The 25,247-nt window shown below is 46.1% G+C and carries 32 protein-coding genes and 3 tRNA genes; 26 read left to right on the top strand and 9 right to left on the bottom strand.

Features of this window, described 5'->3' with window-relative positions; translation table 11 throughout:
- Nucleotides 1–13: 13 nt before the first annotated feature.
- Genes AC0S1O_RS02640 through AC0S1O_RS02650 form a run of 3 tightly spaced genes read right to left on the bottom strand, consistent with a single transcriptional unit; the run spans nt 14 to nt 2,880 of the window.
- A complete protein-coding gene (locus tag AC0S1O_RS02640) occupies nt 14–676 on the bottom strand; it encodes an ERCC4 domain-containing protein (protein WP_475394215.1) in 663 nt (220 codons plus the stop codon).
- A gap of 29 nt (nt 677–705) precedes the next feature.
- A complete protein-coding gene (locus AC0S1O_RS02645) occupies nt 706–2,466 on the bottom strand; it encodes a ribosome biogenesis/translation initiation ATPase RLI (RefSeq protein WP_475394216.1) in 1,761 nt (586 codons plus the stop codon).
- Between the two features lie 9 nt (nt 2,467–2,475).
- A complete protein-coding gene (locus AC0S1O_RS02650; protein WP_475394457.1) occupies nt 2,476–2,880 on the bottom strand; it encodes a DUF6015 family protein in 405 nt (134 codons plus the stop codon).
- 170 nt (nt 2,881–3,050) lie between these two features.
- Between AC0S1O_RS02650 and AC0S1O_RS02655 the strand changes: the two genes are divergently transcribed.
- The gene (locus AC0S1O_RS02655; RefSeq protein WP_475394217.1) at nt 3,051–4,250 is read left to right on the top strand and encodes an adenylosuccinate synthase; all 1,200 of its coding nucleotides are present in this window, start codon (nt 3,051–3,053) and stop codon (nt 4,248–4,250) included.
- On the opposite strand, the gene AC0S1O_RS02660 is transcribed toward AC0S1O_RS02655, so the two are convergent.
- Nucleotides 4,240–4,548: a hypothetical protein gene (locus AC0S1O_RS02660; RefSeq protein WP_475394218.1), complete on the bottom strand. Its 309-nt coding sequence runs from the start codon at nt 4,546–4,548 to the stop codon at nt 4,240–4,242. The two genes, AC0S1O_RS02655 and AC0S1O_RS02660, sit on opposite strands and share 11 nt — an antisense overlap.
- Before the next feature lie 97 nt (nt 4,549–4,645).
- Here AC0S1O_RS02660 and AC0S1O_RS02665 point away from each other — a divergent pair, with 97 nt between their 5' ends.
- Nucleotides 4,646–6,493, top strand: a complete 1,848-nt coding sequence (locus AC0S1O_RS02665; protein ID WP_475394219.1) for a S9 family peptidase — start codon at nt 4,646–4,648, stop codon at nt 6,491–6,493.
- Here AC0S1O_RS02665 and AC0S1O_RS02670 read toward each other — a convergent pair.
- On the bottom strand, nt 6,474–7,226 hold the full coding sequence (locus tag AC0S1O_RS02670) for a Rossmann-like domain-containing protein (protein WP_475394220.1): 753 nt from the start codon (nt 7,224–7,226) through the stop codon (nt 6,474–6,476). The two genes, AC0S1O_RS02665 and AC0S1O_RS02670, sit on opposite strands and share 20 nt — an antisense overlap.
- A gap of 31 nt (nt 7,227–7,257) precedes the next feature.
- Nucleotides 7,258–7,383: transfer RNA gene (locus tag AC0S1O_RS02675), tRNA-Pro, on the bottom strand.
- Nucleotides 7,384–7,512: 129 nt separating this feature from the next.
- On the opposite strand from AC0S1O_RS02675, the gene AC0S1O_RS02680 reads away from it, so the two are divergent.
- From AC0S1O_RS02680 to AC0S1O_RS02755, 16 genes are all read left to right on the top strand, one after another.
- Complete coding sequence (locus tag AC0S1O_RS02680; RefSeq protein WP_475394221.1) at nt 7,513–8,037, top strand: Na+/H+ antiporter subunit E; 525 nt, start codon at nt 7,513–7,515, stop codon at nt 8,035–8,037.
- Entirely contained in the window at nt 8,034–8,300 is a 267-nt protein-coding gene (locus tag AC0S1O_RS02685; RefSeq protein ID WP_475394222.1) for a monovalent cation/H+ antiporter complex subunit F, read from the top strand. The genes AC0S1O_RS02680 and AC0S1O_RS02685 overlap by 4 nt, the downstream gene beginning before the upstream one ends.
- The gene (mnhG, locus tag AC0S1O_RS02690) at nt 8,297–8,644 is read left to right on the top strand and encodes a monovalent cation/H(+) antiporter subunit G (RefSeq protein ID WP_475394223.1); all 348 of its coding nucleotides are present in this window, start codon (nt 8,297–8,299) and stop codon (nt 8,642–8,644) included. The genes AC0S1O_RS02685 and mnhG overlap by 4 nt, the downstream gene beginning before the upstream one ends.
- Nucleotides 8,645–8,648: 4 nt before the next feature.
- Complete coding sequence (locus tag AC0S1O_RS02695) at nt 8,649–8,897, top strand: DUF4040 domain-containing protein (protein WP_475394458.1); 249 nt, start codon at nt 8,649–8,651, stop codon at nt 8,895–8,897.
- Nucleotides 8,894–9,622: a Na(+)/H(+) antiporter subunit B gene (locus AC0S1O_RS02700; protein WP_475394224.1), complete on the top strand. Its 729-nt coding sequence runs from the start codon at nt 8,894–8,896 to the stop codon at nt 9,620–9,622. Before AC0S1O_RS02695 ends, AC0S1O_RS02700 begins: the two co-directional genes overlap by 4 nt.
- Nucleotides 9,619–9,954, top strand: coding sequence for a sodium:proton antiporter (locus tag AC0S1O_RS02705; protein WP_475394225.1), 336 nt, complete (start codon nt 9,619–9,621; stop codon nt 9,952–9,954). Before AC0S1O_RS02700 ends, AC0S1O_RS02705 begins: the two co-directional genes overlap by 4 nt.
- Complete coding sequence (locus AC0S1O_RS02710) at nt 9,954–11,372, top strand: proton-conducting transporter transmembrane domain-containing protein (protein WP_475394226.1); 1,419 nt, start codon at nt 9,954–9,956, stop codon at nt 11,370–11,372. The genes AC0S1O_RS02705 and AC0S1O_RS02710 overlap by 1 nt, the downstream gene beginning before the upstream one ends.
- A 1-nt stretch (nt 11,373) precedes the next feature.
- Nucleotides 11,374–13,209, top strand: coding sequence for a proton-conducting transporter transmembrane domain-containing protein (locus AC0S1O_RS02715; RefSeq protein WP_475394227.1), 1,836 nt, complete (start codon nt 11,374–11,376; stop codon nt 13,207–13,209).
- Nucleotides 13,206–14,174 carry a respiratory chain complex I subunit 1 family protein gene (locus tag AC0S1O_RS02720; RefSeq protein WP_475394228.1) on the top strand — a complete coding sequence of 323 codons (969 nt, stop codon included), beginning with the start codon at nt 13,206–13,208 and terminating at the stop codon, nt 14,172–14,174. Before AC0S1O_RS02715 ends, AC0S1O_RS02720 begins: the two co-directional genes overlap by 4 nt.
- On the top strand, nt 14,171–14,713 hold the full coding sequence (locus tag AC0S1O_RS02725; protein WP_475394229.1) for a NuoB/complex I 20 kDa subunit family protein: 543 nt from the start codon (nt 14,171–14,173) through the stop codon (nt 14,711–14,713). The genes AC0S1O_RS02720 and AC0S1O_RS02725 overlap by 4 nt, the downstream gene beginning before the upstream one ends.
- Nucleotides 14,710–15,207, top strand: a complete 498-nt coding sequence (locus tag AC0S1O_RS02730) for an NADH-quinone oxidoreductase subunit C (protein WP_475394230.1) — start codon at nt 14,710–14,712, stop codon at nt 15,205–15,207. The genes AC0S1O_RS02725 and AC0S1O_RS02730 overlap by 4 nt, the downstream gene beginning before the upstream one ends.
- Nucleotides 15,204–16,331: an NADH-quinone oxidoreductase subunit D gene (locus tag AC0S1O_RS02735; RefSeq protein WP_475394231.1), complete on the top strand. Its 1,128-nt coding sequence runs from the start codon at nt 15,204–15,206 to the stop codon at nt 16,329–16,331. Before AC0S1O_RS02730 ends, AC0S1O_RS02735 begins: the two co-directional genes overlap by 4 nt.
- A 4-nt stretch (nt 16,332–16,335) precedes the next feature.
- Nucleotides 16,336–16,821 (top strand): 4Fe-4S binding protein, encoded by a 486-nt coding sequence (locus AC0S1O_RS02740; RefSeq protein WP_475394232.1) that lies wholly within the window; start codon nt 16,336–16,338, stop codon nt 16,819–16,821.
- A gap of 25 nt (nt 16,822–16,846) precedes the next feature.
- On the top strand, nt 16,847–17,140 hold the full coding sequence (locus AC0S1O_RS02745) for a DUF5611 family protein (protein ID WP_475394233.1): 294 nt from the start codon (nt 16,847–16,849) through the stop codon (nt 17,138–17,140).
- 29 nt (nt 17,141–17,169) lie between these two features.
- Nucleotides 17,170–17,295 (top strand) — tRNA-Arg (locus tag AC0S1O_RS02750).
- Nucleotides 17,296–17,375: 80 nt separating this feature from the next.
- Nucleotides 17,376–18,437 carry a hypothetical protein gene (locus AC0S1O_RS02755; RefSeq protein WP_475394234.1) on the top strand — a complete coding sequence of 354 codons (1,062 nt, stop codon included), beginning with the start codon at nt 17,376–17,378 and terminating at the stop codon, nt 18,435–18,437.
- Nucleotides 18,438–18,441: 4 nt separating this feature from the next.
- Here AC0S1O_RS02755 and AC0S1O_RS02760 read toward each other — a convergent pair whose 3' ends face one another.
- Nucleotides 18,442–19,110: an SDR family NAD(P)-dependent oxidoreductase gene (locus AC0S1O_RS02760; protein WP_475394235.1), complete on the bottom strand. Its 669-nt coding sequence runs from the start codon at nt 19,108–19,110 to the stop codon at nt 18,442–18,444.
- 42 nt (nt 19,111–19,152) lie between these two features.
- Between AC0S1O_RS02760 and AC0S1O_RS02765 the strand changes: the two genes are divergently transcribed.
- The 5 genes from AC0S1O_RS02765 (at nt 19,153) to AC0S1O_RS02785 (ending at nt 21,254) form a co-directional block, all read left to right on the top strand.
- Nucleotides 19,153–19,377 carry a hypothetical protein gene (locus tag AC0S1O_RS02765; protein WP_475394236.1) on the top strand — a complete coding sequence of 75 codons (225 nt, stop codon included), beginning with the start codon at nt 19,153–19,155 and terminating at the stop codon, nt 19,375–19,377.
- The gene (locus AC0S1O_RS02770; RefSeq protein ID WP_475394237.1) at nt 19,374–20,201 is read left to right on the top strand and encodes a TatD family hydrolase; all 828 of its coding nucleotides are present in this window, start codon (nt 19,374–19,376) and stop codon (nt 20,199–20,201) included. Before AC0S1O_RS02765 ends, AC0S1O_RS02770 begins: the two co-directional genes overlap by 4 nt.
- A gap of 22 nt (nt 20,202–20,223) precedes the next feature.
- Nucleotides 20,224–20,697, top strand: coding sequence for an HD domain-containing protein (locus AC0S1O_RS02775; protein WP_475394238.1), 474 nt, complete (start codon nt 20,224–20,226; stop codon nt 20,695–20,697).
- 38 nt (nt 20,698–20,735) lie between these two features.
- On the top strand, nt 20,736–21,041 hold the full coding sequence (locus AC0S1O_RS02780) for a hypothetical protein (RefSeq protein ID WP_475394239.1): 306 nt from the start codon (nt 20,736–20,738) through the stop codon (nt 21,039–21,041).
- 90 nt (nt 21,042–21,131) lie between these two features.
- Nucleotides 21,132–21,254 (top strand) — tRNA-Gln (locus AC0S1O_RS02785).
- Between the two features lie 4 nt (nt 21,255–21,258).
- Here the strand turns inward: AC0S1O_RS02785 and AC0S1O_RS02790 are convergent.
- A complete protein-coding gene (locus AC0S1O_RS02790) occupies nt 21,259–21,621 on the bottom strand; it encodes a DUF6015 family protein (RefSeq protein WP_475394240.1) in 363 nt (120 codons plus the stop codon).
- Nucleotides 21,622–21,703: 82 nt separating this feature from the next.
- On the opposite strand from AC0S1O_RS02790, the gene AC0S1O_RS02795 reads away from it, so the two are divergent.
- Both AC0S1O_RS02795 and AC0S1O_RS02800 read left to right on the top strand, forming a co-directional pair.
- Complete coding sequence (locus AC0S1O_RS02795) at nt 21,704–22,333, top strand: endonuclease III domain-containing protein (protein WP_475394241.1); 630 nt, start codon at nt 21,704–21,706, stop codon at nt 22,331–22,333.
- A 245-nt stretch (nt 22,334–22,578) separates the two neighbouring features.
- Nucleotides 22,579–23,448, top strand: coding sequence for an Lrp/AsnC family transcriptional regulator (locus AC0S1O_RS02800; RefSeq protein ID WP_475394242.1), 870 nt, complete (start codon nt 22,579–22,581; stop codon nt 23,446–23,448).
- Here AC0S1O_RS02800 and AC0S1O_RS02805 read toward each other — a convergent pair.
- Nucleotides 23,435–24,412 (bottom strand): transcriptional regulator, encoded by a 978-nt coding sequence (locus tag AC0S1O_RS02805; protein WP_475394243.1) that lies wholly within the window; start codon nt 24,410–24,412, stop codon nt 23,435–23,437. The genes AC0S1O_RS02800 and AC0S1O_RS02805 overlap by 14 nt on opposite strands.
- A gap of 99 nt (nt 24,413–24,511) precedes the next feature.
- On the opposite strand from AC0S1O_RS02805, the gene nadX reads away from it, so the two are divergent.
- Complete coding sequence (gene nadX / locus AC0S1O_RS02810; protein WP_475394244.1) at nt 24,512–25,246, top strand: aspartate dehydrogenase; 735 nt, start codon at nt 24,512–24,514, stop codon at nt 25,244–25,246.
- Nucleotide 25,247 lies beyond the last annotated feature (1 nt).

The raw sequence follows: 25,247 nt of genomic DNA on the forward strand, positions 1-25,247 counted from the left end.
TTTAATAATTTTCCTAATGGAATATGCGGTAAATTTGCTTTGCCTTCTTTTCCCCTATTCCCTCAACCTTTCTCAGCTCAACGATGTTGGCCCTTGCTATTTTTTCAATGGATCCAAATTGGGCAAGAAGATTTCTTGCCAGTTTCTCTCCAATATACGGCAGAGAGGATAGGGCGTAGATCTTCCACTCTTCCTCGCTCATATTCTTTCTGGGAGGGATGCGCTCCCACCTTCTCTCAATTTCACCCTCATTCTTTCCCTCATCTTCCCTTTTTATGAGGATTCTGAAGAATTCAACAAGGGCCTCGTCGCTCTCCGCGTGGAAAATGGGAATACCATGCTTGAACTGGATTTCCATAAATGCACCCATAACATGGTTCCAGCCAAATCCTGATAGGTGAAGTTCCTCTTCTATGCTTCCATGGATTAGAAGGGCCCTTCTTGAAATTCTGCAATTCATAACCTCATTGGCGAGGAGTCTGCGCATTTGATCCCAAAGCCGATTTGTCTTCATACTGCTCAGGAAATCCCGGGCACTCTTTCTCTCAACAAGAACTCCACTCTCACCGCAGATGAGGAAATCCCCAACAGGTAGGTTCACCATCTCAAATTTGCCCAGCACAGATTCAATAAGGGGAATAACAGAGTGCTCCCTGTAATCCACGAGGATTCGCATAATTGTGTATGTGAAACAAAATAAAAAATTTAAGCGTAGTAATACTCGCCCCTTTCCTTCTGCTCCCTGTCAGTGTAACTTCCCGGCTTGTTTATTCTCGGTCTCCTTGTGTCCCCATCCCTTCTGAACGTTATGCCCACATTTTTCAGGAACATATTCATACCCTCACGCATTGTGAATGGCCCCTTTCCCACACCATGTCTACCTGGCTCGCCACCGAACACCATGATGTGATCTGAGATTATGTCTATGAAGTACACATCGTGGTCCACCACCAGAGCGCTTTTACCCGTGTTCTCCATCACCCTGCGAATTACCTTGGCGGCTATCATTCTCTGATTTGAATCAAGATAGGCGGAGGGCTCATCCAGAAGGTATAGATCAGCATCCCTCCCAAGGGCCAGGGCTATTGCAAGACGCTGCATCTCTCCCCCCGAGAGTGCCTGCACATCCTTGTTGTAAATGTGCCTGATATTCAGGGGATGGAGAACCTCTGCCTGGAAGAAAGAGTTGCTCATCCTATCCTTGAGGGTGAGGATGAGGAGTTCCTCCACGGTTCCATCGTATTCCGGCTTTATGTACTGCGGCTTATAACTCACCTTTATTTCCTCCTCTATTTCGCCCCTATCTGCCCTGAGCACTCCTGCCAGGATCTTCACGAAGGTTGTTTTACCGGTTGCATTTGGCCCCACAACGCCAACGACCTGGCCTATTTTTATCTCTCCCGGCTCAACTTCCAGTTTGAAATCCTTGAACCTCTTCTCTATGAAGGTCCATTTTACAAGGGTGGGCAGGTCCATACTCTTCTTTGGAGGATGTGCCGTGAACTCTATTTTCCATGGTCTGAACCTTATGTTCTCCTCACGCAGGTAGCCTTCTAGGAACGAGTTTATCGCGTTTCTGGTGGGCCTTATTTGAGAAACCACACCATAGGCCCCCTCTGAGCCATATAGAATATGCACCACATCCGCTATGAAATCCAGAATTGCGAGGTCGTGCTCCACCACGAACACTATTTTTTTCTCCGCGAGATTCTTTATTATGTTGGCAATTCTCAACCTCTGATATATGTCAAGATAACTTGATGGTTCGTCAAAGAAGTAAACATCCGCATCCTTAAGCATCGTTGCCGCTATGGCAACGCTCTGCAACTCACCCCCACTCAACTTATCCACATCCCTGTTCAGGGAGTTCTCAATTTGCAGAAGGGCTGCAATCTCATCAATATCCTCGCTCACATTTTTAAGCAGATCCTTAACCTTTCCCTTGAAAATTCGGGGAATTTTATCCACATACTGGGGTTTCAGAGCAGTTTTTATTTCTCCATCTCTCAACCTGGAGAAGTAATCGGCCATCACAGTGCCGGAAAAGTATTCAATCACATCATCCCAGTTTGGCTCCCTATCATATTTTCCAAGGTTTGGTATGAGATTTCCAGAGAGAATGTTCAAACTCGTTGTTTTTCCAACGCCGTTTGGACCGAGGATTCCCACCACTTTACCCTTTTGGATCACTGGAACCCTGTACAGGCGAAAACCGTTCTCTCCATACTGATGCACGAGTTCTTCCTGCAGTTCCTCGGGAAGTCCAATTATTTTCACGGCCTCAAAGGGGCACTTGTGAACGCATATGCCGCAGCCCTCGCATAGTTCTTCAATTATTTTGGGGTATCCCTTTTCCGTTATCACAACGGTATCTATGCCCATGCGCACAGGGGGACAGTAGGTCCGGCACTCGTAATTGCACTTCTTGAACTGGCACCTATCCTGCAAAACAACTGCAATATGCATATGAGCACCTCAACTGCGCATCCATATATCCTCGGGAAGTTCTTCGTAAATGTCCTCAAAATCCTCCTCCCTTTTTTCCTCCTCCATTTTGTAGTTAACCAGTTCGTATATTCGCTCCTTGTTGAGAAGCCAGTAATGTATGCGCCATTCCCTGCCGTCCCACAGAGTTGTCTCCTCGCGTTCGGTCTTCAGAATGCCCAGATCCTCCAGAATGTAGAAGGTGTCCCTGTCCTCGGGTTCCAGCATATTGTCTATGATCCTGTCCCCGTATCCGAAGAAATTGAGAACATGCTCCGCCGTCATCCTTGCCTCCTCGATGCTCAATCTCCTCTTGGGTCTGCTCAGCCCATTTTGAATTGCCCTTGCCAAAAAATCCACGGTAACCACGAATTCGGCGCTTTCCACATATTCCATATCCACTTTTATCTCACTCCTGGGCGCAGCATGATATTACTAAACTTTCCTATTTAAACATTTCTGATTGGGTGGGGCATAAACCCTATTTTCTTAAATTTTTCCTGAGATGCGATGTCATGGCAGGTAAGTTTAATAATGGCGAAATGTGTTAGGGTATGGGTGCTCCTATGAATGTGGCGGTTATTGGCTTGCAGTTTGGCGATGAGGGCAAGGGGAAAATTGTTGACTTCCTGTCCAAGGATTTTGACATAATTGCCAGATTTTCGGGAGGAAGCAACGCGGGTCACAGTGTTGTTCACGAAGGCAAAAAATTCAAATTGCATCTCATCCCGAGCGGTGCTCTGAGGGGAAAAATAGGGGTGCTTGGTAACGGAATGGCTGTGGATCTTGAGGTTCTAAAGGGGGAACTGGAGATTCTCCACGCAGAGGGTATAGAGCCAAAATTGGTGATAAGTAGCCGTGCCCATGTGGTAACCTCATTCCACAGGGAAGTTGATGCACTGGAGGACGAGTTGATAGGTATTGGAACCACAAGAAGGGGTATAGGACCAACCTATGAGACAAAGGCAAAGCGTGTGGGACTGCGCATTGGGGATTTGTTCAACGAGGATAGGATTTTTAAAAGGTTGGAATTGATGACGAAACTATGGGGAATTTATGATGATGAGCGGGTAAGAAGGGAGTCAAGAAAATTGCATGCACTTGCCCTTGAGTTTAAGGAAAGTGTGAAGAACACGGAGATATGGCTCAATGCCGCAATGGACTCCGGTAAATCCGTTCTGTTTGAGGGCTCCCAGGCTGTCTTACTCGATATTGATTTTGGCACGTATCCCTATGTGACCTCCTCAAACACAACTGTGGGTGGTATATGCTCTGGCCTTGGGGTATCTCCTCGCAGGATTAACAGGGTAATTGGTGTGATGAAGCCCTATATGACCCGTGTTGGAAGTGGACCCTTTCCCACGGAGATCTTTGGTGAGGATGCCCGTGGGCTGAGGGAAAAGGGCATGGAGTACGGTGCAACAACGGGAAGACCGAGACGTGTTGGCTGGCTAGATATGCCCCTTCTCCGATATGCCAGCCTTGTTGGTGGTGTTGATGAGATTGCCCTGACCAAGGTGGATATACTCTACGGTATGAAGAATGTGCCCGTTGCATGGGAGTACAGGTGCGGTGGTGAGAATCATAAATATCCTCCTTACAATCTTGAAGAGTGTGAGCCCGTTTACAGGGATTATGATGGATGGAAGAGCATAGAGGATGAGAAATTTGGAGAATTTATATCCATGATTGAGGGTGAAACAGGGGCAAGTGTCAAGTTAATATCTTATGGGGCAGACAGGGAGAATACGAGGGTTATTGGTTGATCTCCTCCAGAATTCTGTTTATCTCCTCACACTGCTTTTCCATATTTTTTATGAAATTTTTTATTTCCTCCAGAGCCTGGGGCGTCTTTTCCGTCACCCGTGCCCCGCTTGGTGAGGCCTCTATTATTCCCTCCTGCTCAAGAAGACGAAGTGAGTATCTTATTTTATGTTCAGGCATATTCAGCATATGTGATAATTTTATGATTCCCACGGGTTGATTTTCCATAACTGCCTTCAGCACACGAATGTGCCTCTCTATCAGCTCCATTTCCGTTTCAAGTTTATATGTTATGCTCATTTTTTCACCCCCTGAGGCATGCTAACATGTATAGGATGAGGTATAAAAAACTTGCGAGAGGCGAAACGTTTATCTTTTGTATTGGCATGCAAACAATATGAAATTGGAGGATATGTACAGGATGAAGATGCCGGGAGATGTGCACATCTCCCCCGATGGAAATGTTGTTGCCTTTGTGGTTGGCCAGATGAACAGGAAAAAGGACACATATATTTCTCGCATCTATCTTTATGATGGGAAGTTGAGGAGATTCACCAGCGGGGACAGCGATAAGATGCCCAGATTTGCCAGGAATGGTAAATTGCTCGTTTACTACAGAGCAAAGAAAAAGGGAGGAGAGCTCAGGGTTTTGCCCGTTGGGGGTGGAGAATCAAGACCAATAGCAACGCTTGAAAATGGGCTCGTGGATATGAAGGTTGATGGAAACTACGTTTATTTCACGGCGCCTGTTGAGGATAAGGAGAAGGATGATGTGAAGCGTATAACAAGCATACCCTTCTACTTTAACGGCAAGGGATTCATATACAACAAGAACCTGCAGATTTTCAGGGTTAAACTCACCGGTGGAAGGGTTGAAAAACTAACCAGCGAGAGTGGGAAGGTAGGGAGTTTTGATGTTAATGCTGGAAAAGTGGTTTACACGGTTGTGGATGATGAGAGAGAGCCCTTTATGGAGCATCTCTGTCTCTGGGATGGAGAAAGCAGGAGAATAAGCAAAAGAAAGGCCGGAATAGGTTCATTTCGAATCTATCCCGATGGAAAACGCGTGGCGGTTTTCTTGAAGTTCAATGAAAGGGGTCTTGCAGAGGATATGAGACTTCACTTCATTCCCATAGAAGGAGGTGATTATGAACTTGCCTGCGATGAGGGCGTATCCCTTGGGCGCTCTTTAAACTCCGATTCCAGATTTGGGGGAGGCAGCGTAATGCAGTGGCTTGATGAAAGTATTTTATTCCTAGCAACCCGCAGGGGGAAACAGGAAATAATGATTTACACGGATGGTAAATTCTACGTATTTCTTGGCGGAGAGCGCAGCATTGAATCCTTTGCCTACGCATCTGGAACTCTGACTTTCATCGCCCAGGAGATCAACAGGCCAGGAGAGGTTTACATAAAGAAAAACGGAGAGAGGAAAATAACCGCATTCAATCGTAAATTTGAAAAGTTGCCTAAACCAACGCACTTCACATTCGAAGCCAGTGATGGCGAGGAGATTGATGGCTGGATTCTCTTACCAGAAGGGAATGGCTCGTTTCCGGCAATCCTGGAGATTCATGGCGGTCCGAAGACCTCATACGGCCACGCGTTCATGTTCGAATTTTACTATCTCCTCGCACAGGGCTTCGCAGTGATATTCACAAATCCCCGCGGCTCCTCCGGCTACGGCGAGGATTTTGCTCTGCACATTCGCGGCGCCTTTGGGGAGAGAGATTATCAGGATATCATGGAAGCGATGGATTTCGTGCTGAAAAATTATCCCATAAACCCTGAAAAGCTCTATGTCACCGGAGGCTCCTATGGGGGATTCATGACCAACTGGATTGTGGGTCATACCTCACGATTTAAGGCGGCTGTGACGCAGCGCAGCATAAGCAATCAGCTCTCCTTCTGGGGCACAAGCGACATCGGGCCATGGTTTAACGGTGATTACATCGGCTCAGGTAAAGATCTCTGGGAGGGATTTGAGGATTACTGGAAGATGAGCCCGTTGAAGTACGCAAAAAATATAAAAACTCCGTTGCTAATAATTCACAGTGAAGAGGATTATCGCTGCCCTGTGAGCGAGGCGTACCAGCTCTTCTACGCCCTCAAGATGAACGGCGTGGAAACGAAGATGGTTCTGTTCCCGAAGGAAAACCATGATCTCTCCCGCAGCGGAAAGCCAAAGCATCGCGAAATCCGCCTGAGGGAAATTGCGGAGTGGTTCAAAAATCACCTGGAGTGAATATGTACTCTTCGCAGAACTGGGCAAAGTCCCATCTGCCACCACCCATCTTTATTATTTTCCTCGTTTTTTCTATGTTCTTTATTCTCGTTCCTGCAACCAGGTCAACTTTCCCAGTGAGCCAGGGAGGATAAACTCCTGCTGTTGGGCCCACAAGGAATTTTTTACCCCTTGCGAGGGATAAGATGATGTCTATGCTATCGTTAACAAGGGTCGCTCCCGTTATTATCACAACATCAGCATCAGGTATTACTCTCGCCGCAAGGGAATCCGGATACGCATTAAATCTCAATTTTGGATTTCTTTCAAGCACCACAACATCCATCTTCTCTCTCAAATTTTTCACCAATGGAACCATGTTGCCCACCACCGCCACTCTCCCCCTTGGGCAGCATTCCGGGATATGCTCCACTATGTTCCTGTACTCAACATTCCTGGGTATATCCATGTTCCATAGAATGTACTGGGAGATTGCGTTTATGGCTGCAAGTCCAAGGGACTTGTTCTGCGTGTTTGTTGAACTCACCATCTCTCCCAAATTATCCGCTCGTGGCTCTTGAGCGAATCCTCTGGTGAGATCCTCCACCGGCATGTACGCAACGCCCATCTCCCTACCCATCGGGCCCTTGACGATGGCATAGGAATATTTCAGACCAACGGCAAAATCTTCAAACACAAGGTCTTCCCTTTCGGCAAATTTCATGGCTCTCTCTGCCAGTGAATCCACAAGCATACGGGTAAATTGATCTCGGATATTAAAAGAGTGGGGCCGCCCGGATTTGAACCGGAGTCACCGGCTGTTTTGGCGAAGGGAAGGGTTTTGAAAGGGAAACCGTAGGTGTCCCTTCACACCCAAAGCCGGTAGGATAACCAAGCTACCCCACGGCCCCGCTGGTGGTGAATGAGCAAACTTGTAAATTAATTTTTTGCCCGGGGTTTGGTTTGAAATTCGAACGAATAAAATTAAATATAAAACTTAAGATTACAGGGAAGATAAAAAGACCTAAGAAGGTGGTAACTTGGAAAAGGTAAGCAAAGCGAACCGGTTTGCGTATGCCTTCCTGATATTCATTGTCATATGGTGCGGTTTCACATTTTCACCTGGGATCAAGCCAGAGCAGTATCTTGAAGAATTTCTGGCAGGAATTGTGTTTTCACTGATTGCGGCGGCCTTCAGTTATGAGCATCTTTCACAGAGGGGCTTGTACAATCTCTCCCCCCACAGGGTATGGTGGTTTTTGAAGTACATTCCAGTTTTTATATGGGCGATGATAAAGGCCAACCTTGACGTTGCTTACAGGGTTCTGCATCCTGCCAGACCCATAAGGCCCGGTATAGTGAGGATAAGAACCGATCTTAAGAGCCCCGTTGGAAAGCTGGCTCTGGCAAATTCAATAACCCTGACTCCAGGTACAATGACCATGCAGATTGTTGACGATAAGTACTACATTCACTGGATTTACGTGCATAGCGAGGATGAGAAGGAAGCTGGCGAGATGATAAAGGGAGAATTTGAGCCATACCTTAAAGAGGTGTTTGAATGAACTGCCCAATAGATTTGTGTGCCATATACATAGTGCTCATAGCCATTGCAACCTTCCTCACTATTGTGCGCCTTGTGAAGGGTCCAACAACTCCTGACAGGGCTGTTGCTCTGGATATATTGACCAATGTCACGATAGTTTTCCTTGTTCTGCTGGGCTACTATTTCGGTAGGTTTGTGTACCTTGATGTGGCCCTTGTGTATGGAATACTCGCCTTTGTGGGTGTGATCGCCCTTGCCAGGTATCTGGAGGGAGGCCTATGATTGGGGTTATAATTTACATACTCCGTATCATCGGGTACATTCTGATGGGTATAGGCACGTTTTTCCTGTTCCTTGCATCAATCGGTCTGATAAGGATGCCCGATGTCTACAACAGGATGCAGACGGCAACAAAGGCAACAACCCTTGGAGCCCTGAGCGTGCTTGTGGGTATAGGGCTTGTGGATCTCTACTGGCTTCCCAAGAGCCTTATTCTTGCGGTTTTCATAGTTCTCACAGCCCCCATAGGCGCCAGTGCTCTTGCCAGGGCAAGTTACAAGCATGGCATACCCCTGTGGGAGAATAGTGTGGTGGATAAATACAAAGAGGAAAAGGAGGATGATTGAATTGATAGATATGTTCACCATAGTTTCAGTGATCCTCATAATTGTGATGATCATATCGGCCATAATCGCAGCCGAGTTAAAGGACCTGCTCTCCGCGGCGGTGGCTCTTGGAGTTATGAGCCTTGTTGTATCAATTCTCTTTTACATGCTCCAGGCACCGGATGTGGCAATCACCGAAGCGGCCATAGGTGCGGCACTGAGTATGGCGATTGTCATATTTGCTGTTAGAAGCACGAAGAGGTGGGAAAAATGAAGAGGATACTTGCAGCAGTTCTGGCAATACTCATATTCATCGTATTCGCCATGGCCTTTGCAAAGATACCCTTCGGCGAAAAAATGAGCACCTATCCTAACTACACCGAGCCCTTGCTCAACAGTACCTCAAACATGTCCCTGCCCCAGCACTACCTCACCTATGGAAAGAAGGAAACTGGAGCCACAAACATGGTTACCGCCATAGTGGTTGACTACAGGGGTTTTGATACCCTTGGTGAGGTAACTGTGTTATTTCTTGCAGCCACGGGTGTGGGCTCCCTGATGTATGTTGAGGATAAGCACAAGAGAAAGGTAAGAAGGTCCAATGCCGTTGTTGAAACGGGTTCAAAGCTTCTGTTTGGGTTCATAATTCTTTTTGGTGGATACATATTCATACATGGCCACCTAACACCAGGAGGAGGCTTCCCCGGTGGTGCGGTTATTGCCTCGGCGTTCCTGCTGCTCTACCTTGCATATCCAAAGTTCCATGCCAATCATAAGAGGCTCAATGTCTCTGAAAGTCTTGCTGGATTGACCTATGTTATTGTGGGTCTTCTTGGATTGGTATTGGCCGGATATTTCCTCTACAACTTCCTGCCATTTGGAATTCCCACGTATCTCTTCAGCGCCGGAGTGATTCCCGTGATTTATACTGCGATAGGTGTGAAGGTGGGTAGCGAACTCACAGGAATAGTTGATGCAATGATGGGGGTGAGAGAGTGACTCCCTACTATTACCTTGGCTCACTGGCTCTCATAGCAATAGGAATATACATTGTGATAGCCAAGAGAAATCTGATCAAAATAATCATAGGGCTGGATATAATGGATACGGGGGTTAACCTCCTTCTCATCTCTGTTGGTTATGTGAAGGGGGGAACCGCCCCTATTGAGAATGTGCCTGGTCCTTATGTGGATCCCATACCCCAGGCCCTTGTGCTCACAGCCATCGTCATAGGTGTATCTGTAATGGCCCTCGCCCTTTCAATAGCCATAGGAATATACAAAAATACTGGTACGATGGAACTTGACGAACTTCTGGAGGTGAAAAAATGATGATAAGGCCAGTTTTGCTTATTGCCTTTCCCCTGTTTTTCGCATTTCTCATGCCCATAATCGGCTTCTGGAGCAAGAAGGCCGTGAAGTACACCGTTTTATTTGCTACAGCGTTAAATACCTTGCTGGCCGCGATTCTTCTGTTTGAGGCTCTTAACAAACCCGTGTTTGATACAATTGGTGGATTTCAGCCACCAATTGGCATCGTTCTGATGGTGGGGCCTCTGGGTGCTCTCATAGCACTCCTCATAAGTGGGGTTGCCTTTGTAATATCAATATACAACCTCAAGGTGGAGAAGGAGCCCATTGTGAGGTACTCAATGCTTTACCTCCTTCTTATGATGGGTTCCACTGGAATGGTTCTCACTGGAGACCTTTTCAATCTGTTTGTGTTCCTGGAGATCACTTCCATAGCCTCCTACGGTCTGGCCGCATACAACAGGGACAAGAAGGGCTATATGGGCGCGATGAAGTATGTTATCGTTGGTTCGATAGGAAGCACGTTTGTTCTGCTTGGAATAACCCTCATCTACGCCCAACTGAGAACCCTCAACATGTTGGATATTGCGGCGCGCCTTGGTGAGATGAGTCCGATAGTTAAGATAATGGCCTTCACATCCCTGTTTCTCGGATTTGGTGTGGAAGCAGAGATGTTCCCCCTCAACACTTGGGTTCCTGATGCCTACGACGGTGCTCCCAATCCAATAAGTGCAGCCTTTGCATCCATTCCCGCCAAGGCGGGCATATTTGCTCTGGCGAGGGTTATATTCACCATGTTCGGTTTTTCAAATTTCCTCTGGTTCGTGGTCATAATGGGGCTTCTCACGGTGTTCTTTGGTGAGATCATAGCCTACACGCAGAAGAACCTGAAGAAGATGCTCGCCTATTCGTCCATCGGGCAGATGGGAATGATAATAATGGGGCTGGGCATAGGAACGACCCTTGCAGTTGAGGGTGCATTTTACCAGATGCTCGCCCACGCCCTTGGAAAGGCGCTGCTGTTCATCGCTGCAGGATTCCTCATATACGCTGCCAAGAGCGACAAGATTTCTGATATGAAAGGGCTGGCCAGAAATCCACTGATAGGCATACCCCTTCTTGTTGGTGTGCTTTCAATAATGGGCATGCCTCCCTTTGCAGGGTTCTACGGCAAATTCTTCATACTTATGGGCGGCTTTTCCCAGGGTTACTATGCTGTAATCGCCCTGTTCCTTGCTGCAAGTATCGTGGAGGTTGCATATTACGCGAGATTCATCAAGGTTGTGTTTGAGAAGGGAGATGTCAGTGTTAAACCGGATGCAATTACCTATGTGCCTCTCATAATCCTGGCAGTGGTGATAATTCTTATTGGAGTGTATCCAAAACCTGTGCTTAGCGTGTTGAGTCACGCGGCTGCATTCATAGCAGGAGGTGCTTGAAATGAATGCCTGGACCTTGTTTGGAATATTCGTTCTTCTTCCCCTTGCGGGTGCGTTGATTTCCTATTTCGGCAGGAAGTACTCTCCCATCATTGCCCTCATCTTCACGGCCATACCTGGCATATTTCTATACCTCTGGTACGGTGAATGGAATGTAACGGCCTATTCTTTCACGGTGAACATAGGAGTGCAGCTAAACTTAACCTTTGATGCCACCACCTGGTTTTTCATGCTTATGATGAACACAGTGATTTTCACATCTCTGCTATTTGCGATAAGTTACAATCTGAAGAATCCTGGTGGATTTTCAACGCTAATGCTTCTTAGCTTTGGAGGTGCCAACGGGGTCTTGTTATCCAGGGATTTCCTCAGTTTGTACATATTCTGGGAACTTATGTCCTGGTCCGTGTACGTTCTCGTTCTGCGCACATCCGGTGAGTATGCCCGCAGATACCTTCTCTTCGGTGTGCTATCTGCATACTTCATATTGATGGGTATAGGCATAATTTACTATTTCACAGGCAGTTTTCTCTATTCATCGGCCGCATCTGGAGTCATACCCCAGTATGCATGGGCCTGGATTCTCCTGTTCTTCATCCTGGGATTTGGGGTGAAAATGGCCATAGTACCGCTGCATGTATGGGCACCCTATGCCTATTCCTCCGAGCAGCCATTTGTCGCATTCCTATCCGGTGGTTTGAGCAAACTTGGAACCTTCGGGATAATGATGAGCATGTACGCCGTTGCTGGTGTTAGTGTGCTCTCCTCCTTTGGAACATTCAGAGGGATATCCCTTATGAGTTATCCCTTTGCCCTTCTGGGTGCCATAACGGCCTTCATAGGCACAATACTGGCCATATTCCAGGACGATCTGCGTAAATTGCTCGCATACTCCTCCATTGGGCAGTTGGGCTATGTTATGGTCGGTCTCGGACTTGGCACGCCTCTGGCACTTGGGGGTGCGCTCTTCCATGCCTTCAATCACGCGTTCTTCAAGTCACTGCTTTTCCTGGGTGCCGGTGCGGTCATATACAGAACAGGAAAGTACAAGATAAGTGAGATGGGTGGACTTGGATACAGGATGCCCTTCACATTCCTATTTGTGCTGCTGGCCATATTTTCCCTTGCAGGAATACCAATAACTTCAGGGTTCATATCAAAGTGGATGCTCTATGAGGCAGCCATAGCAAGGAAGTTTGTCATAATTGCACCTCTCATGCTCATTGCCTCTGTTGGTGCTTTCCTCTACTCGTTCCGCATACTTTACGGTGTCTTCCTTGGTCAACTGGATAGGCCAAATGAGAATGTGAAGGAGGCTCCAGCCCCCATGCTGGCCGCAATGGGTATTCTTGCAATTCCCCTGGTTCTGTTTTCCATATTCCCCGGATGGATTATGGGATGGATAAATCAGATCCTTGTGAATATGGGTGTTGGAAAATTGGATTACACCACCTTTGCCTATTACTCCTCCATAGGTGGAGCAGATATGGCGGTCTTCTGGGTGGCATTCATCCTGCTGTTTATGGCTGCCTTCATCATATTCCTCAGGAAGGCAAAGACCACGGTTGTGGTTGATCAGTATGACAATTACCTTGGTGGAGAGGCAAGGGATTATGTGCAACTTCATGCAGCCCACAACTTCTACAAGCCCCTGAGAGATACCTGGGCTCCCCTGCTGAAATACAGCATTGATAGGGCCTATGAGAGATTCAGCAAATTCTTCACCGATGGATTTGAGGAGATAAAGAGAATGTATACAGGTAATCCTCAGGATTATGCCGCTTATCTCGGAATCGCATTTTTGGCATTTCTGATCGTAGGGTGGTGGTTGCTATGACTGACTGGATAGGTGTGCTCATCACTGCAGGAGTCACTGCTCTGTATCTGTTTCTCGCCATAGTCATAGGACTTCTATTTATGGGTATAGCCAGGAAGGTAACGGCAAGAATCCATAACAGGGTGGGCCCTCCAGTTTACCAGAACTTCATTGATGTGGGTAAGTTGCTTGCCAAGAAAACGAATATAAAACATAACTGGATATTTGATCTAGCTCCCCTTTTCGGGTTTTCAGGTGTGCTCCTGACCCTGGCATTTCTCCCAATGGGTGGTTACAGAATGCTGAGTGCACAGGGAGATTTGATTCTCCTTCTCTACATAATGGTCATACCTGCCCTTGGCTTCGCTCTGGGTGCAGGAGCATCGGCAAATCCAAATGCGGGAGTGGGTGTTATGAGGGCCCTGACCCTCATGCTCTCCTACGAAATGCCTTTTCTCATAGTGCTTCTCTCCCTGATGATTTACTACAACACAGCTTCCCTCAACGTTCTTCTGCAAAAGCAGATGGGCATGTGGGCCATTGCAGTGCTTCCCATATCTGCCCTCGCTGCGGATATGGCGCTTCAGGGTATGATGATGGAGAAGCCCTTTGATATACCAATAGCTCCACATGAAATTGCCTCTGGACCAATGGTGGAGTTTGGCGGTAATTACCTGGGCATGCTAATGCTCTACTCCGCTGGAGCTGTGGTTGTGGAGACCTCTCTCTTTGTGGACCTCTTCCTTGGCGGAGGTATTGTTTTGAATCCGGCCACCTACGGTATCCTTGCGTACATAGTGAACTACATTGTGTGGTTCATACTTATTCTCATTGTTTGGCTTATTGCAATATTCATAAATGCAGTGTTTCCGAGATTCAGAATTGAGCAGGCCTTCAAGTTCTACTGGAAGTGGCCCACCATAATTGCCATAATTGGGCTGGCGCAGGCATATATAATGAGCGTGTTCCTGGGGGTGGTACCATGAATGAGAATCCACTGCCAAATGTCATACCTGAGAAGGACTGGAAGAAAATTCAGAGAATGCTCTCCAAACGTTCCCTATGGATGATTCACTTCTGTACCGGGTGCGGTGCGATGGAGATGCCCCCGACCATGACCTCTAGATATGATATGGAGAGATTTGGAATAATACCTATGGCCACCCCGCGTCAGGCCGATTTACTCCTCGTCACGGGATATGTGGCCGTAAAAACCCTGAAAAGGATAGTGCGCGTCTATGAACAGATGCAGGATCCAAAGTATGTGATAGCCTTCGGCTCATGTCCGATAAACGGTGGGATATACTGGGATTCATACAACATCATAAAGAGGCTTGACAAGTACATCCCCGTGGATATGTACATTGCAGGATGTATGCCAAGGCCCGAGGCCATAATGGACGCATTCCTCAAACTCATGAAGGACATTGATGAAGGTAAAGCTAATGGATGGATGAGATATCGCAAATATTACGAGAAGTACAAGGCTAACCAGATGCGCGTGTTCAAGAGGTGGGATGAATGAAGGCAGAGGCAATATTCAAGGAGTTGGGTTTGGAATATGAGCCTATGAAGGTCAAGGGTAATCGTGCTCCAAGATTCAAGGCCAAAGTAGAGCCCGATAAACTTGAGGGCATAATTTTGAAATTCAAGGAAAATGGATTTAACCACTTCGTTGCCATGAGCTGTGTGGACTGGATAAAGGATGGAAATCTTGAACTCATATACCATCTCTTCAGTTACGAGCATATGGAGGATGTGTTTCTGAGCATATACCTTCCGAGGGATGAACCGAAGTTCAAGAGTTTGAGACACCTATTTCCTCAGATTGAAACCTATGAAAGGGAGACCCATGAGATGTTTGGCGTCGATTTTGAGGGCAATGATAGGCTTGGAGAGTTTATACTTGAGGACTGGAACGATATGCCACCAATGCGCAAGGACTTTGATACGGTGAAGTATGCCAAGGAGCATTATGAGGATGTGCCCCTTGTGGAGGAAGGGGGTGAAAAGAAATGAAGGAGTTTGAACTTTTTGTTGGGCCTCAGCACGTTGGTGTCACGGGAAACATGATGTACCATGTCTGGGTTGATGGTGATACCGTTGTTAAGGTTGAAACCAATGTGGGATATCTGCACAGGGGTTTTGAAAAACTCATGGAGAGGCGTAGCTGGCTTATGAATGTGGCTCTCATTCCAAGAATATGTGTTCCCGAGCCAGATGTGAATGAGGCCGTATATGCAATGGCCGTCGAATCTCTTATGGACTGGGACATACCCGAGAGGGCAAAGTACATCCGTGCCATTGTGCTTGAGATGGCAAGAATAAGCGGGCACCTTCTCGCAATAAGTGGATATGCAGGAGCCATAGGTCTCTATACCCTTCCAAACTGGGCCATAGGAGATAGGGATTATCTTCTGGATCTCTTTGAGCAACTTACAGGTGCGAGGGTTTACCATATTTTCATCTTCCCGGGAGGCGTGCGCTGGGATCTGCCCGATGGATTCCTTCGCAAACTGGGCAAGGTGCTTGATTACCTTGAGGAGAGATTGAAACTCTACGATGAGGTAATGTTCCGTAACGAGATCTTCTTCCGCAGGGCCATTGATGTGGGGGTGATTCCAAAGGATAAGGCAATAGAGTGGGGAGTTACGGGGCCAAATTTAAGGGCCTGTGGATATCCTTACGATGTGAGGAAGGTGGATCCCTATGCTGCCTATCCTGATCTGGAGTTTGAGATACCCCACTATCCAAAGTTTGGAGAGTTTGAGGCCTACGGGCACGGATGCGATGCCTATTCCCGCATGATAGTGAGACGTTTGGAGATAGAGCAGAGCATAAGGATTCTTAGACAAATTATAAAGAAGATACCGGAGGGCCCACACACACTCAAACTTCCAAATCCTGTTGCCTGGAAGGTTCCTGCAGGTTACGCATTTGCCCGCGTGGAGAGTTCAAAGGGCGAGTTTGGATATCTCGTTGTTAGTGATGGTGGAAAGATGCCCTACAGGGTTCATGTGCGTGGGCCATCCTACACCCACGGGATAAATGTGATTGAGAAGATCGCTCCTGGATTGAACATTGCCGATTTCTCGCCCACCGCATTCAGCCTTGACGTTTGCCCGCCGGATATTGAGAGGTGATAAAATGAGTATAGTTAAGCCATTTAAGGCATTAAAGCATCTTGGCAGGAAACCGCACACTGTCAGATATCCGTATCAGAAGCATACCGATATTGAGGGTCTTGAACTACCAACGGAGAGGTACAGGGGATTCCATTCAAATAATATTGAAACCTGCATAGGTTGCCAGTTATGTGCCAAGGTCTGCCCGGCAAATGCCATAACCTATGTGAAGATTGAAAACTCCGGGAAAAAGGGATTGAAGTGGAGACCTGTTATAGATTACGGTCGTTGCTGTTACTGCGGTTTCTGTACGGATATATGTCCCACAAAATCTCTGATTCTCACTCCTCGATATGAACTTGTGACGGAAAATATTGAGGAGTTCAAGTTCATACCCACATACCAGATCAGGGAGAAGAAGGACAAGGCAATACATATGGATGAGGTTCTCTTTAAGCCAGAAGATTACGTGCCTCCCGAGCCAAAGGAGGAGAAAGAGAAAACTTAATAATCTCTCAATTTTTCCCAATTTTATGAGATTGTATCCTTTCAAAAGAGGGCACAAGAAGGGCATTGATGAAATTGAGGTCATAATGAAGGAGATTTTTGGAAATGTGAGCAGAGAGAATGAACACCTTATCTCTTCCTATGGAGCACTTGAAAAAATTGAAATTTGGATTGAAGCAGGTAAGATGGCTGCAGAGACAAAGAGCAGGAAAGTGGAGAGTTCAATTGCTCAGGAAACTTTGAAGCGCTGGAACGATTTTCTTTTCCGGGTTACCGGCTATACTGCCAAGGAGAGGAAGAAGAGGATGACCAAAACATAAATAAATGGGATCAATTATCCCTATCCTGTGCCCGAGTGGGGTAGCTTGGATATCCTAGGGGCCTGCGGAAAAGCCCCTTTTGAAAAGGTGCTCTACCCCCAAAAGGGTGGCTTTGCAGGCAGCCCCGGACCCGGGTTCGAATCCCGGCTCGGGCACTGATATAAAATTGTCTCTTTTTTGGAAAGATATGAAAGATATATATCTCAATTGGCCATGATTCCCCAGAGTGAGGAAAATGATCAGCAAGAAGCTTATGGGCATTATCTCTGTATCCGTTGTGGTTGTGGCCATTGTGGCCGGCTATGTTTACTTCACCATAGGGAATGAGGAGATAAAACCCACGGAGATTTCGGTTTCCAACTGGGACGGAAATGGAGTACTTCTCAACACAGGAAATTCAGTGTATCTTCTGGGAACATCGCACAAAGGTGAGAATACAACGCTTCACATTGCACCCATTTCTTCCGGTGTGAATATTTCTTTTGGTAAGAGCAATGAAATCCAAACGCTTTCAGGGCATCCCGTGTATTTCAGCAAGGTGAAAACCGGTAACAAGTTCTATGTGGTCATCGCAATGAACAACGGCACAGGCAATAACACTGCCGTTACAGAGATTATTGTGCTGAACGAGAAAGGAAAAATGCTTGCCGCCCACTGGCTCAGAAATGTTCTTGTGTATGCAATCGGCGAAAACAATGGGAAATTTTACATGATGGGGTTGAGTGGCAGCAATGCAACGCTATTAATGACCAATGATTTCAGGAGCTACATTGCCATAAAATCCATTGAGAGTGTGAAATTCATCATGGGAAGCTATTTCATGCACGATAGTGCGAATTTCTATCTAACATATCTGCTATCTCTGAAAAACAGCACAAATGATGACCTGTCTCTCATAAAAATATCCGGTAATAACATAGAGTGCATTTTCCACAGCAGCCCCCATACCCCACTCATATACTCCTACACATCTCAGGGAAAGGTGTATCTATATGTGCCCGCAAAGAAGGACATTGATCTTTATATTATCTCTCCAGATGGAAAAAATACGGAGAAGCGTGTTGCAGCATTGCCGTTCTACCATTCCAGCAATGAGATAACCATCGGAATTGGGCAAGAAGGTGCACTGATGTACTCAAAGGACGGCGTGCATTTCAATGAATTTTACAAATTGAGCGATATGCAGGTGGATTACTCACAGCCCACGAGTGCCATTATAAATGAAAAACTCTACATTGCCGCTCTTATCAACGAAAATCCAGAGATTTTAGAATTTGACCTCTCCTCCAAACTCTGATTTTTCATTTTCCAAGGCAGTAAAGTTTGTAGAGTATGCCCGGAACTATTCTGCTCTTCCCTCTCAACATATTTTTAACAGCGTATCTCGCCACCCTGTCCGGGGAGAGCATCAATTTTTCAAATCCATGGGTGGGCATACCTGCATTTTTGAAGAAATCCGTCCTCGTTGGACCGAGAATGAGATAGGATACTTTTATTCCTTCAGGTAATTCTCTCTTCAAACTTCTTGTGAAGTGGGCCACATAGGATTTGGATCCCGCGTAGGCGCTCAATTTTTTCTGTGCTCTGCAGGCTGCCACGGAGGATATGTTCAATATGTAGCCCATATCATTCACATCTATGAATTTCTTCGTGAGATATGTAAGTGCAAGCACATTCAGCAGGAGCATATCCTCAATTTTATTCCAATCCTGCTCCGGGAGGTTCCCATATAACCCGAATCCAGCGTTGTTTACCAGGACCTCTGGTTTGTACTCTTCGATTATTTTTCCAGCCTCCCGGTATCTCTTTGATAGGTCCATGGCGAACCACTCTCCATTGAGCGCTTTTGCTGCCCTTTGCAATTTCTCCTCGTCTCTCGCAATGAGGATCGGCCTGTATCCTCTCTCCTTCAACTCTCTGGCTATGAAGAATCCGAGTCCTCTTGAACCGCCAGTTATCAGGGCCCACATGGGTGGAAATGGGTTTAAATATATCTAAATCTTTCCAAGCGTATGGATGTTGAACTCAATGATCTGGACGAGAATACAAGGTTCGAGGTCAAACTTCAGATATCGCTCTACAACACCGCCCTAAAGGTATTCAGGGAGGATAGGAAGGAGGATTTTGAAAGGTATATGCTCCAAAGGGTTGAAAAGATAAAAGGAATCCTGGGTATTGAGGAGCAAAGTTTCAGAATTTTGGAAAAAGGAATAGTTGTGTTTGAGGTGCAGGAATGATAGTATTTGACAATCATATGCATCTTCAGTTTCACGGGGAGAATGCTCTCGCCGTGAAGAGATTCGAGCACCTCGGAGGAACGCACATAAACCTGACAAATGTGCCCAATTATTCCTATCCCCTTGATGAAAATTATTACAAGCGCATTTATGAGGATACACTTAAACTGGCTGAAATGGTAAAGAGAGAGACAAAAGTGAAGGTTCTCATAACAATTGGTCCGTACCCTGTAGATATGGTTGAACTCGTTCAGAAAGGTAAGGGTGTGGAAGAAGCAAAGGATTTCCTCATCTCTGGGCTTGAGCTGGCGGCGAAGTACATTCAGGAGGGAAAAGCCCATGCCATCGGAGAGATCGGCAGGCCGCATTTTCCCGTGGGCGAGGAGATATGGAATGCGAGCAACGAGGTCATTCTGGAAGGAATGAAAATTGCGAAGAATTTAGGCGTGCCTGTGATTCTCCACACGGAGAGTGCCACGGAGAGAACGTGGAAAGACCTTTCTGATCTTGCCGAGAGGGCCGGCATCTCAAAAGACATGGTGATAAAGCACTACTCCCCGCCAGTGGTTGATGCTCGTAATCGGGGTATATTTCCATCGGTTCTGGCATCTCGCAAAAATGTCAGAGAGGCACTGAAGCAGGGCACGAGATTCCTCCTTGAGACGGATTTCATGGACGAACCATCGCGCAGGAACGCGGTTTTACCCATAGAATCCGTGCCGAAAAGGGCAAGGTGGATAGTGCAGGAGTACGGAGAGGAGACATGGTGCAGGATAATGGAGAATGCGAGGAGAATTTACAAAACATTTGCAGAATGGTCTTAATATATTTGTTTCATTTCTACCCATGAACTTCAAAACTCTCCTTGACTATGCAGGTAGGTTGAAGAGGATAAAGCGTACAGGATGGGTTGTTCGGGGAATATCCGAGCCCGAGAGCATTGCGGATCATTCCTATCGTGCTGCACTTTTGGGTTATTTTCTCGCGTTGGAAAGAGGCCTTGATGCCGGAAAGGTTGCCGGTATGCTTCTCATCCACGATATTGGCGAGGCACTTATAGGTGATATCACCCCGGAGGGTGAGGAGTTTCTGGAAAAGAGCGAGGTGGAGGATAGGGCGGTGAAATTCCTGGCGGATAAAATAGGGAGCAGGAAAATATATGAATTGTGGAGAGAGTTCAATTACGGGACATCTGCAGAGGCCGAACTCGCAAGGGAGGTTGATAAGGCGGAGATGGCCTATCAGGCCCTGGAGTACTCAAGTGTTGGATTTCCAATTTATAGGGATATGTTAAAGTACCTGCCGGAGTACCTGAAATGAGGGCATAGATTTTTATACATCCCTCCTCTTCACAATTTATGGACGAGGAATACTGCAAATTGCTTGAAGAGTATGTGGAGCACCTCAGCATGGCTCTCATAGTGGATATGATGAAGAAGGGAATTTTTATGGACAGTCCAACGGAGGTTAAGTTGGAGAGAAAATTCGTGGAAGAGGTAAAGAAGGAATATGCAAATCTGGATGTGGAGGACAGGGATGAAAGGGCTGTTGCCGCGGTTCTAAATGCTCTCTCGAATTATTATGGACCCGATATGTATGAGGAGGAGATGCTCGCGAGGGCCAACATAATATTGAATTTCATGGGCGATGATCTGGAGAAATAAAAATTAAAATATCTGAAAAATATTGCACCGTAGCCCCGTGGTGTGGTGAGCATCGGAAGATGCGAACTAGCCCCGGAGCGAGCGGAGCATAGCCCCGTGGTGTAGCGGTCAAGCATGCGGGACTTTGGCGGAGCCCCTTTGGAAAAGGTACTTCATCATCAAAGGCGGCTTCGGAGAGATCCCGCGACGGGGGTTCGAATCCTCCCGGGGCTGCTACTTATTCCATTTCCTCAAAAAGCCTTTTGTAGAGTTCTTCTGGAGACTCTTCCTTCTTTTCCTGAGGTTTGCTCTTCAGCACCTCCTCTATTTTGTCCTTTCTGTAAACCCAGTAGTGGATTCTCCATAGTTTGCCCTTGGATATGGTTATCTCCTCCTCCATGGGCTTTACTATTTCGAGTTCTTCAAGATAGTAAAACACATCCCTGTCCGCAGGAGTTAGCATGTTGTCTATTATTCTGTCCCCATAACCAAAAAAATTCACAACGTACTCTGCCAAATCCTTAATATCCTCTTCTTCCATTTTCCCCCCAAGCAATTTTTTCAGAACAGTGTACAAAATCTCATAGGTGACAATATCCATTGCAAGGGGGCATGGCCATAAAAATTATAAAATTTTCGTGGATGTTCTAATATTTTTATACGCAGTGCCCTTTAAGGTTATGATGCCCGAGAATATAGAAAAGGTTGTAGAAATTTTAAAGGCCACGGTGCCTCCCCACCCCTACAAATCCAGGGAACCATTCAGGGTTCTCATAGCCACGGTGATTTCTCAGAGAACAAAGGACGAGGTCACATATTCGGTTGCTGAAAGATTGTTTGATAAATATCCAGATGCAAAATCCTTAAAAAATGCTCCTGGGGATGATATAGCACGTTTGATCTATCCAGCCGGGTTTTACAAGCAGAAGGCCAGGAAAATAAAGGAGATTGCAAGGATCATAGACGAGGAATACGGTGGTGTTGTGCCTCGCACTCTGGATGAACTCCTTAAACTTCCGGGGGTGGGCAGGAAAACAGCCAACATAGTGCTTTCAAGATGCTTTGATCAGGATGTAATTGCAGTTGATGTTCACGTGCATCGAATATCAAATCGTCTCGGTTGGGTGAGTACCCGTACCCCTGAAGAAACGGAGAGGGAATTGATGAAAATTTTGCCCAGGAAATACTGGAGGGATATAAACGAACTTCTCGTGATGTTTGGACGCACAATATGCAGACCCGTGGGACCAAAATGCGACGAGTGCCCCGTAAGGGATTTCTGTGAGTATTTCAAAAATAAAAAGAAAAGGTAGGGGGTCAGCGTGATTACTTCCTTCTTCGCATCTCCTCGGCCTTGTTCTTTCCTATTGCAAGCATCATCTCTATCATCCTTATCACCTCCCTTTTCGGGTCTCTAAATTCCTATATATTCACCTTATATTTGAAGTATTGTTTAGAAAATGGAAAATTTTTGGAAAAAATACCTTTAATTGGAAATTTTTAAAACAAAAAGTAACAAAATAGGAAAATTTATAAGGGTGAGAGCCATTTACCCAGTATGGATGATCTCGACGTGAAGATTCTGAAACTGCTTTGGGAAGATGGGAGGATGCCCATATACTCCATTGCGAAGAAGATTGGTATTTCGAATGGAGCAGTGTACAAGAGAATTGTGGCTATGAGGGAGAGGGGAGAATTGAATGGATTCTCAATTCTTCTCAATTCTGACAAAATCCTGAACAGCGCTGTGATATCCATAAGGGCCAGAAAGAAGCGTGATGAGGTTATGGAAATTCTTGGGAATTTGAGTGGAACAATGCATGTTGTGGCGGGTTTTGGGGGCAGGTATTATGCGGAGATATGGTACAGCGATAACTACGAATTGAAGGACAAGGTCAATTATTTGAAGCATCTCACCGGTGCTTACAGAATTGAAGTTTACAAGCACAGAAAGGAGGAGGACATAAAACTCTCGGATCTGGACTGGAAAATTCTTCTTGCACTGAGGGGAGATGCCAGGCGTCCATTCTCTGAAGTGGCCAAGGAGGTCAATGTGTCTTCAAAAACTGTGGCAAAGAGGTGCAGAAGGTTGAGGGAAATGGATGCATGCAAGGTTTATCCCGTTGTGAATAGGCCCTCAAGCAAGGAAATATTCTGGTTCTCCCTGTTCATAGAGACCGATGATGTATTATTTGAGAGCCGCATAAGGAAAATAAAAAACCTTTGGAGGACATCCACATTCGCAGACCCCCCCATGGTTTATGGTGTTTTTTACGGTCGCACAATTGAGGAGGTTGATGAAATTATGGAAACCGTTGTGGGGATGCCCAGTGTAAGGCGGGTATTCTACGAGATAATAGTGAAGGAAAGATTTTATCCGGATTATTTGGATTATGTTGCAACAAAGATGGGATTCAGAGCAGATTGAATATCCTCTTTGAACTCTCCTCAGTTAATTTTATTCCGAAATCCTCCAGAACCCTTTTAGCATCCTCCTTTTCAAGTTTCCAGTGATAGAGGTATCCATCAAAGGCCCTTTCAACATCCTTTTTTCTCATTCTCAATGCCCTGCTCTCAAGGGATATGGCCTCATTCCTTCTTGCGGGAATATGCTCTACTGCTTTTTTGTAATGATTCAAAAATCTTTCAATTAACGGGCTGTTTTCCACCCTGTTGTTTATGGCCAGGGTGCAGCATGGATATTTTCCAAATATGGAGTCAAATCTTGATGTCTCGTATTTTTCGGATAGGAGTGTGAGATATGGCTCCCATATGGCAAATGCCTCTATTTCTCTTTTTTCAAAGGCCCTCAGCATGGACTCTGGGGAGTTGAAGTACCTTATTTGCACATCCTCCCGTGCACCAATGTATTTTCTGAGCATGTATTCCATTGTGGATAGTTCCGTGCTTCCGAATATCCTTGGATTTTCAACCCTTCTCACAATACCTCCACCACCAAAACCGCATCCGGCTCTAATTTTTATGCTCCGGTAAACAAGGGCAAACATACTCTGGGTGATAAGGGGCGAGCATCCTACCTCCAGATACCCCTCTGCAAGGTCCTTTGTGAGTTCAAACGCGTTTTTGTAAATCTTTATTATTATTTTCGGGTCCTTCAAATCCTTTGCAGTGAGAAATATTGCAGGGTATTCGATTGCCTTGAGTATGCCAACTCTTATTGTTCCCTTGGGGGTGTAGGGAGAGTGATTCACATACCAGACCCTGTAGGATTTTCCCGCTACTTTTTTTCTGAAAATGACACCTTCCTTTTCAAGTTTTGAAAGCACGGTGGACACGGTGCTCTTGCTTATTCCATATATGCCTGTAAATTCTTCCTGCAGTACACCGTCCTTTCCCGCTCTTTTGAGAATTTTCAGAATTCTTTCCTGCATAGACAATAATTGATTTACAAATTTTAATTTTTGGTTAATCGCAAGGTTAAAATTGAAAATCGGCATGCACCATTGAACACATGTTCAAAGGTGATTCACATGAAAATAGGAATAATCGGTTGTGGTGCAATTGCGCACGAGATTGCAAAGCATCGAGATGATGTGGTGGCCCTTTACGATATTGATGGTAATAAATGTAAGGATTTACCCGGTTTTCTCTGCAAGGATATTGATTCTCTCATCTCACGCTCCGATCTCATCATTGAGGCCGCATCACCATCCGCCGTGAAGGAGTATGCTGAGAGGATCATTGAGGCGGGAAAGGATCTTTTGATTATGAGTGTTGGAGGCCTTGCAGATGATAATTTCCGTGCCAAAATCTTCAGAATGGCCAGAGAAAGGGGTGTGCACATATACCTCCCTGCTGGAGCAATAGGAGGCATTGACATAATAAGGTCCGCCCGCAGGGCCGGTATAAGAAAGGCAAAAATAATGAGTACCAAGAACTCAAAAACCCTTGGGGTTGAGTGCAAGGAGAGAACGCTGATATTCAAGGGCTCTGCCAAGGAGGCAATTGAAAAGTTTCCAAAAAGCACCAATGTGACCGTGCTCCTCAGCATTGCCACGGGTATTGATGTGGAGGTGGAGGTTTATGCCGATCCCAACGCAAAGAGAAACACCCACGAAATCCATCTGGAGGGCGATTTTGGAGAGGCGGTAATAAGGGTGAGCAACAATCCAAGTAAGAGCAACCCGCGCACCAGTTATCTTGCAGCCCTTTCACCTCTTGAGGTGCTTGATCTTATTGATTCATCTGTGTGGGTGGGGGTGTGAG

It is taken from the genome of Candidatus Aciduliprofundum sp. HYA1 (assembly GCF_056175085.1).

Bases quoted from the DNA above. Each gene is read 5' to 3' on its own strand.
- AC0S1O_RS02640 (WP_475394215.1), bottom strand. From the start codon at position 676: ATGCGAATCCTCGTGGATTACAGGGAGCACTCTGTTATTCCCCTTATT.
- AC0S1O_RS02645 (WP_475394216.1), bottom strand. From the start codon at position 2,466: ATGCATATTGCAGTTGTTTTGCAGGATAGGTGCCAGTTCAAGAAGTGC.
- AC0S1O_RS02650 (WP_475394457.1), bottom strand. From the start codon at position 2,880: ATGGAATATGTGGAAAGCGCCGAATTCGTGGTTACCGTGGATTTTTTG.
- AC0S1O_RS02655 (WP_475394217.1), top strand. From the start codon at position 3,051: ATGAATGTGGCGGTTATTGGCTTGCAGTTTGGCGATGAGGGCAAGGGG.
- AC0S1O_RS02660 (WP_475394218.1), bottom strand. From the start codon at position 4,548: ATGAGCATAACATATAAACTTGAAACGGAAATGGAGCTGATAGAGAGG.
- AC0S1O_RS02665 (WP_475394219.1), top strand. From the start codon at position 4,646: ATGAAATTGGAGGATATGTACAGGATGAAGATGCCGGGAGATGTGCAC.
- AC0S1O_RS02670 (WP_475394220.1), bottom strand. From the start codon at position 7,226: ATGCTTGTGGATTCACTGGCAGAGAGAGCCATGAAATTTGCCGAAAGG.
- AC0S1O_RS02685 (WP_475394222.1), top strand. From the start codon at position 8,034: ATGAACTGCCCAATAGATTTGTGTGCCATATACATAGTGCTCATAGCC.
- mnhG (WP_475394223.1), top strand. From the start codon at position 8,297: ATGATTGGGGTTATAATTTACATACTCCGTATCATCGGGTACATTCTG.
- AC0S1O_RS02700 (WP_475394224.1), top strand. From the start codon at position 8,894: ATGAAGAGGATACTTGCAGCAGTTCTGGCAATACTCATATTCATCGTA.
- AC0S1O_RS02710 (WP_475394226.1), top strand. From the start codon at position 9,954: ATGATAAGGCCAGTTTTGCTTATTGCCTTTCCCCTGTTTTTCGCATTT.
- AC0S1O_RS02715 (WP_475394227.1), top strand. From the start codon at position 11,374: ATGAATGCCTGGACCTTGTTTGGAATATTCGTTCTTCTTCCCCTTGCG.
- AC0S1O_RS02720 (WP_475394228.1), top strand. From the start codon at position 13,206: ATGACTGACTGGATAGGTGTGCTCATCACTGCAGGAGTCACTGCTCTG.
- AC0S1O_RS02725 (WP_475394229.1), top strand. From the start codon at position 14,171: ATGAATGAGAATCCACTGCCAAATGTCATACCTGAGAAGGACTGGAAG.
- AC0S1O_RS02730 (WP_475394230.1), top strand. From the start codon at position 14,710: ATGAAGGCAGAGGCAATATTCAAGGAGTTGGGTTTGGAATATGAGCCT.
- AC0S1O_RS02735 (WP_475394231.1), top strand. From the start codon at position 15,204: ATGAAGGAGTTTGAACTTTTTGTTGGGCCTCAGCACGTTGGTGTCACG.
- AC0S1O_RS02740 (WP_475394232.1), top strand. From the start codon at position 16,336: ATGAGTATAGTTAAGCCATTTAAGGCATTAAAGCATCTTGGCAGGAAA.
- AC0S1O_RS02745 (WP_475394233.1), top strand. From the start codon at position 16,847: ATGAGATTGTATCCTTTCAAAAGAGGGCACAAGAAGGGCATTGATGAA.
- AC0S1O_RS02755 (WP_475394234.1), top strand. From the start codon at position 17,376: ATGATCAGCAAGAAGCTTATGGGCATTATCTCTGTATCCGTTGTGGTT.
- AC0S1O_RS02760 (WP_475394235.1), bottom strand. From the start codon at position 19,110: ATGTGGGCCCTGATAACTGGCGGTTCAAGAGGACTCGGATTCTTCATA.
- AC0S1O_RS02765 (WP_475394236.1), top strand. From the start codon at position 19,153: ATGGATGTTGAACTCAATGATCTGGACGAGAATACAAGGTTCGAGGTC.
- AC0S1O_RS02770 (WP_475394237.1), top strand. From the start codon at position 19,374: ATGATAGTATTTGACAATCATATGCATCTTCAGTTTCACGGGGAGAAT.
- AC0S1O_RS02775 (WP_475394238.1), top strand. From the start codon at position 20,224: ATGAACTTCAAAACTCTCCTTGACTATGCAGGTAGGTTGAAGAGGATA.
- AC0S1O_RS02780 (WP_475394239.1), top strand. From the start codon at position 20,736: ATGGACGAGGAATACTGCAAATTGCTTGAAGAGTATGTGGAGCACCTC.
- AC0S1O_RS02790 (WP_475394240.1), bottom strand. From the start codon at position 21,621: ATGGATATTGTCACCTATGAGATTTTGTACACTGTTCTGAAAAAATTG.
- AC0S1O_RS02795 (WP_475394241.1), top strand. From the start codon at position 21,704: ATGCCCGAGAATATAGAAAAGGTTGTAGAAATTTTAAAGGCCACGGTG.
- AC0S1O_RS02800 (WP_475394242.1), top strand. From the start codon at position 22,579: ATGGATGATCTCGACGTGAAGATTCTGAAACTGCTTTGGGAAGATGGG.
- AC0S1O_RS02805 (WP_475394243.1), bottom strand. From the start codon at position 24,412: ATGCAGGAAAGAATTCTGAAAATTCTCAAAAGAGCGGGAAAGGACGGT.
- nadX (WP_475394244.1), top strand. From the start codon at position 24,512: ATGAAAATAGGAATAATCGGTTGTGGTGCAATTGCGCACGAGATTGCA.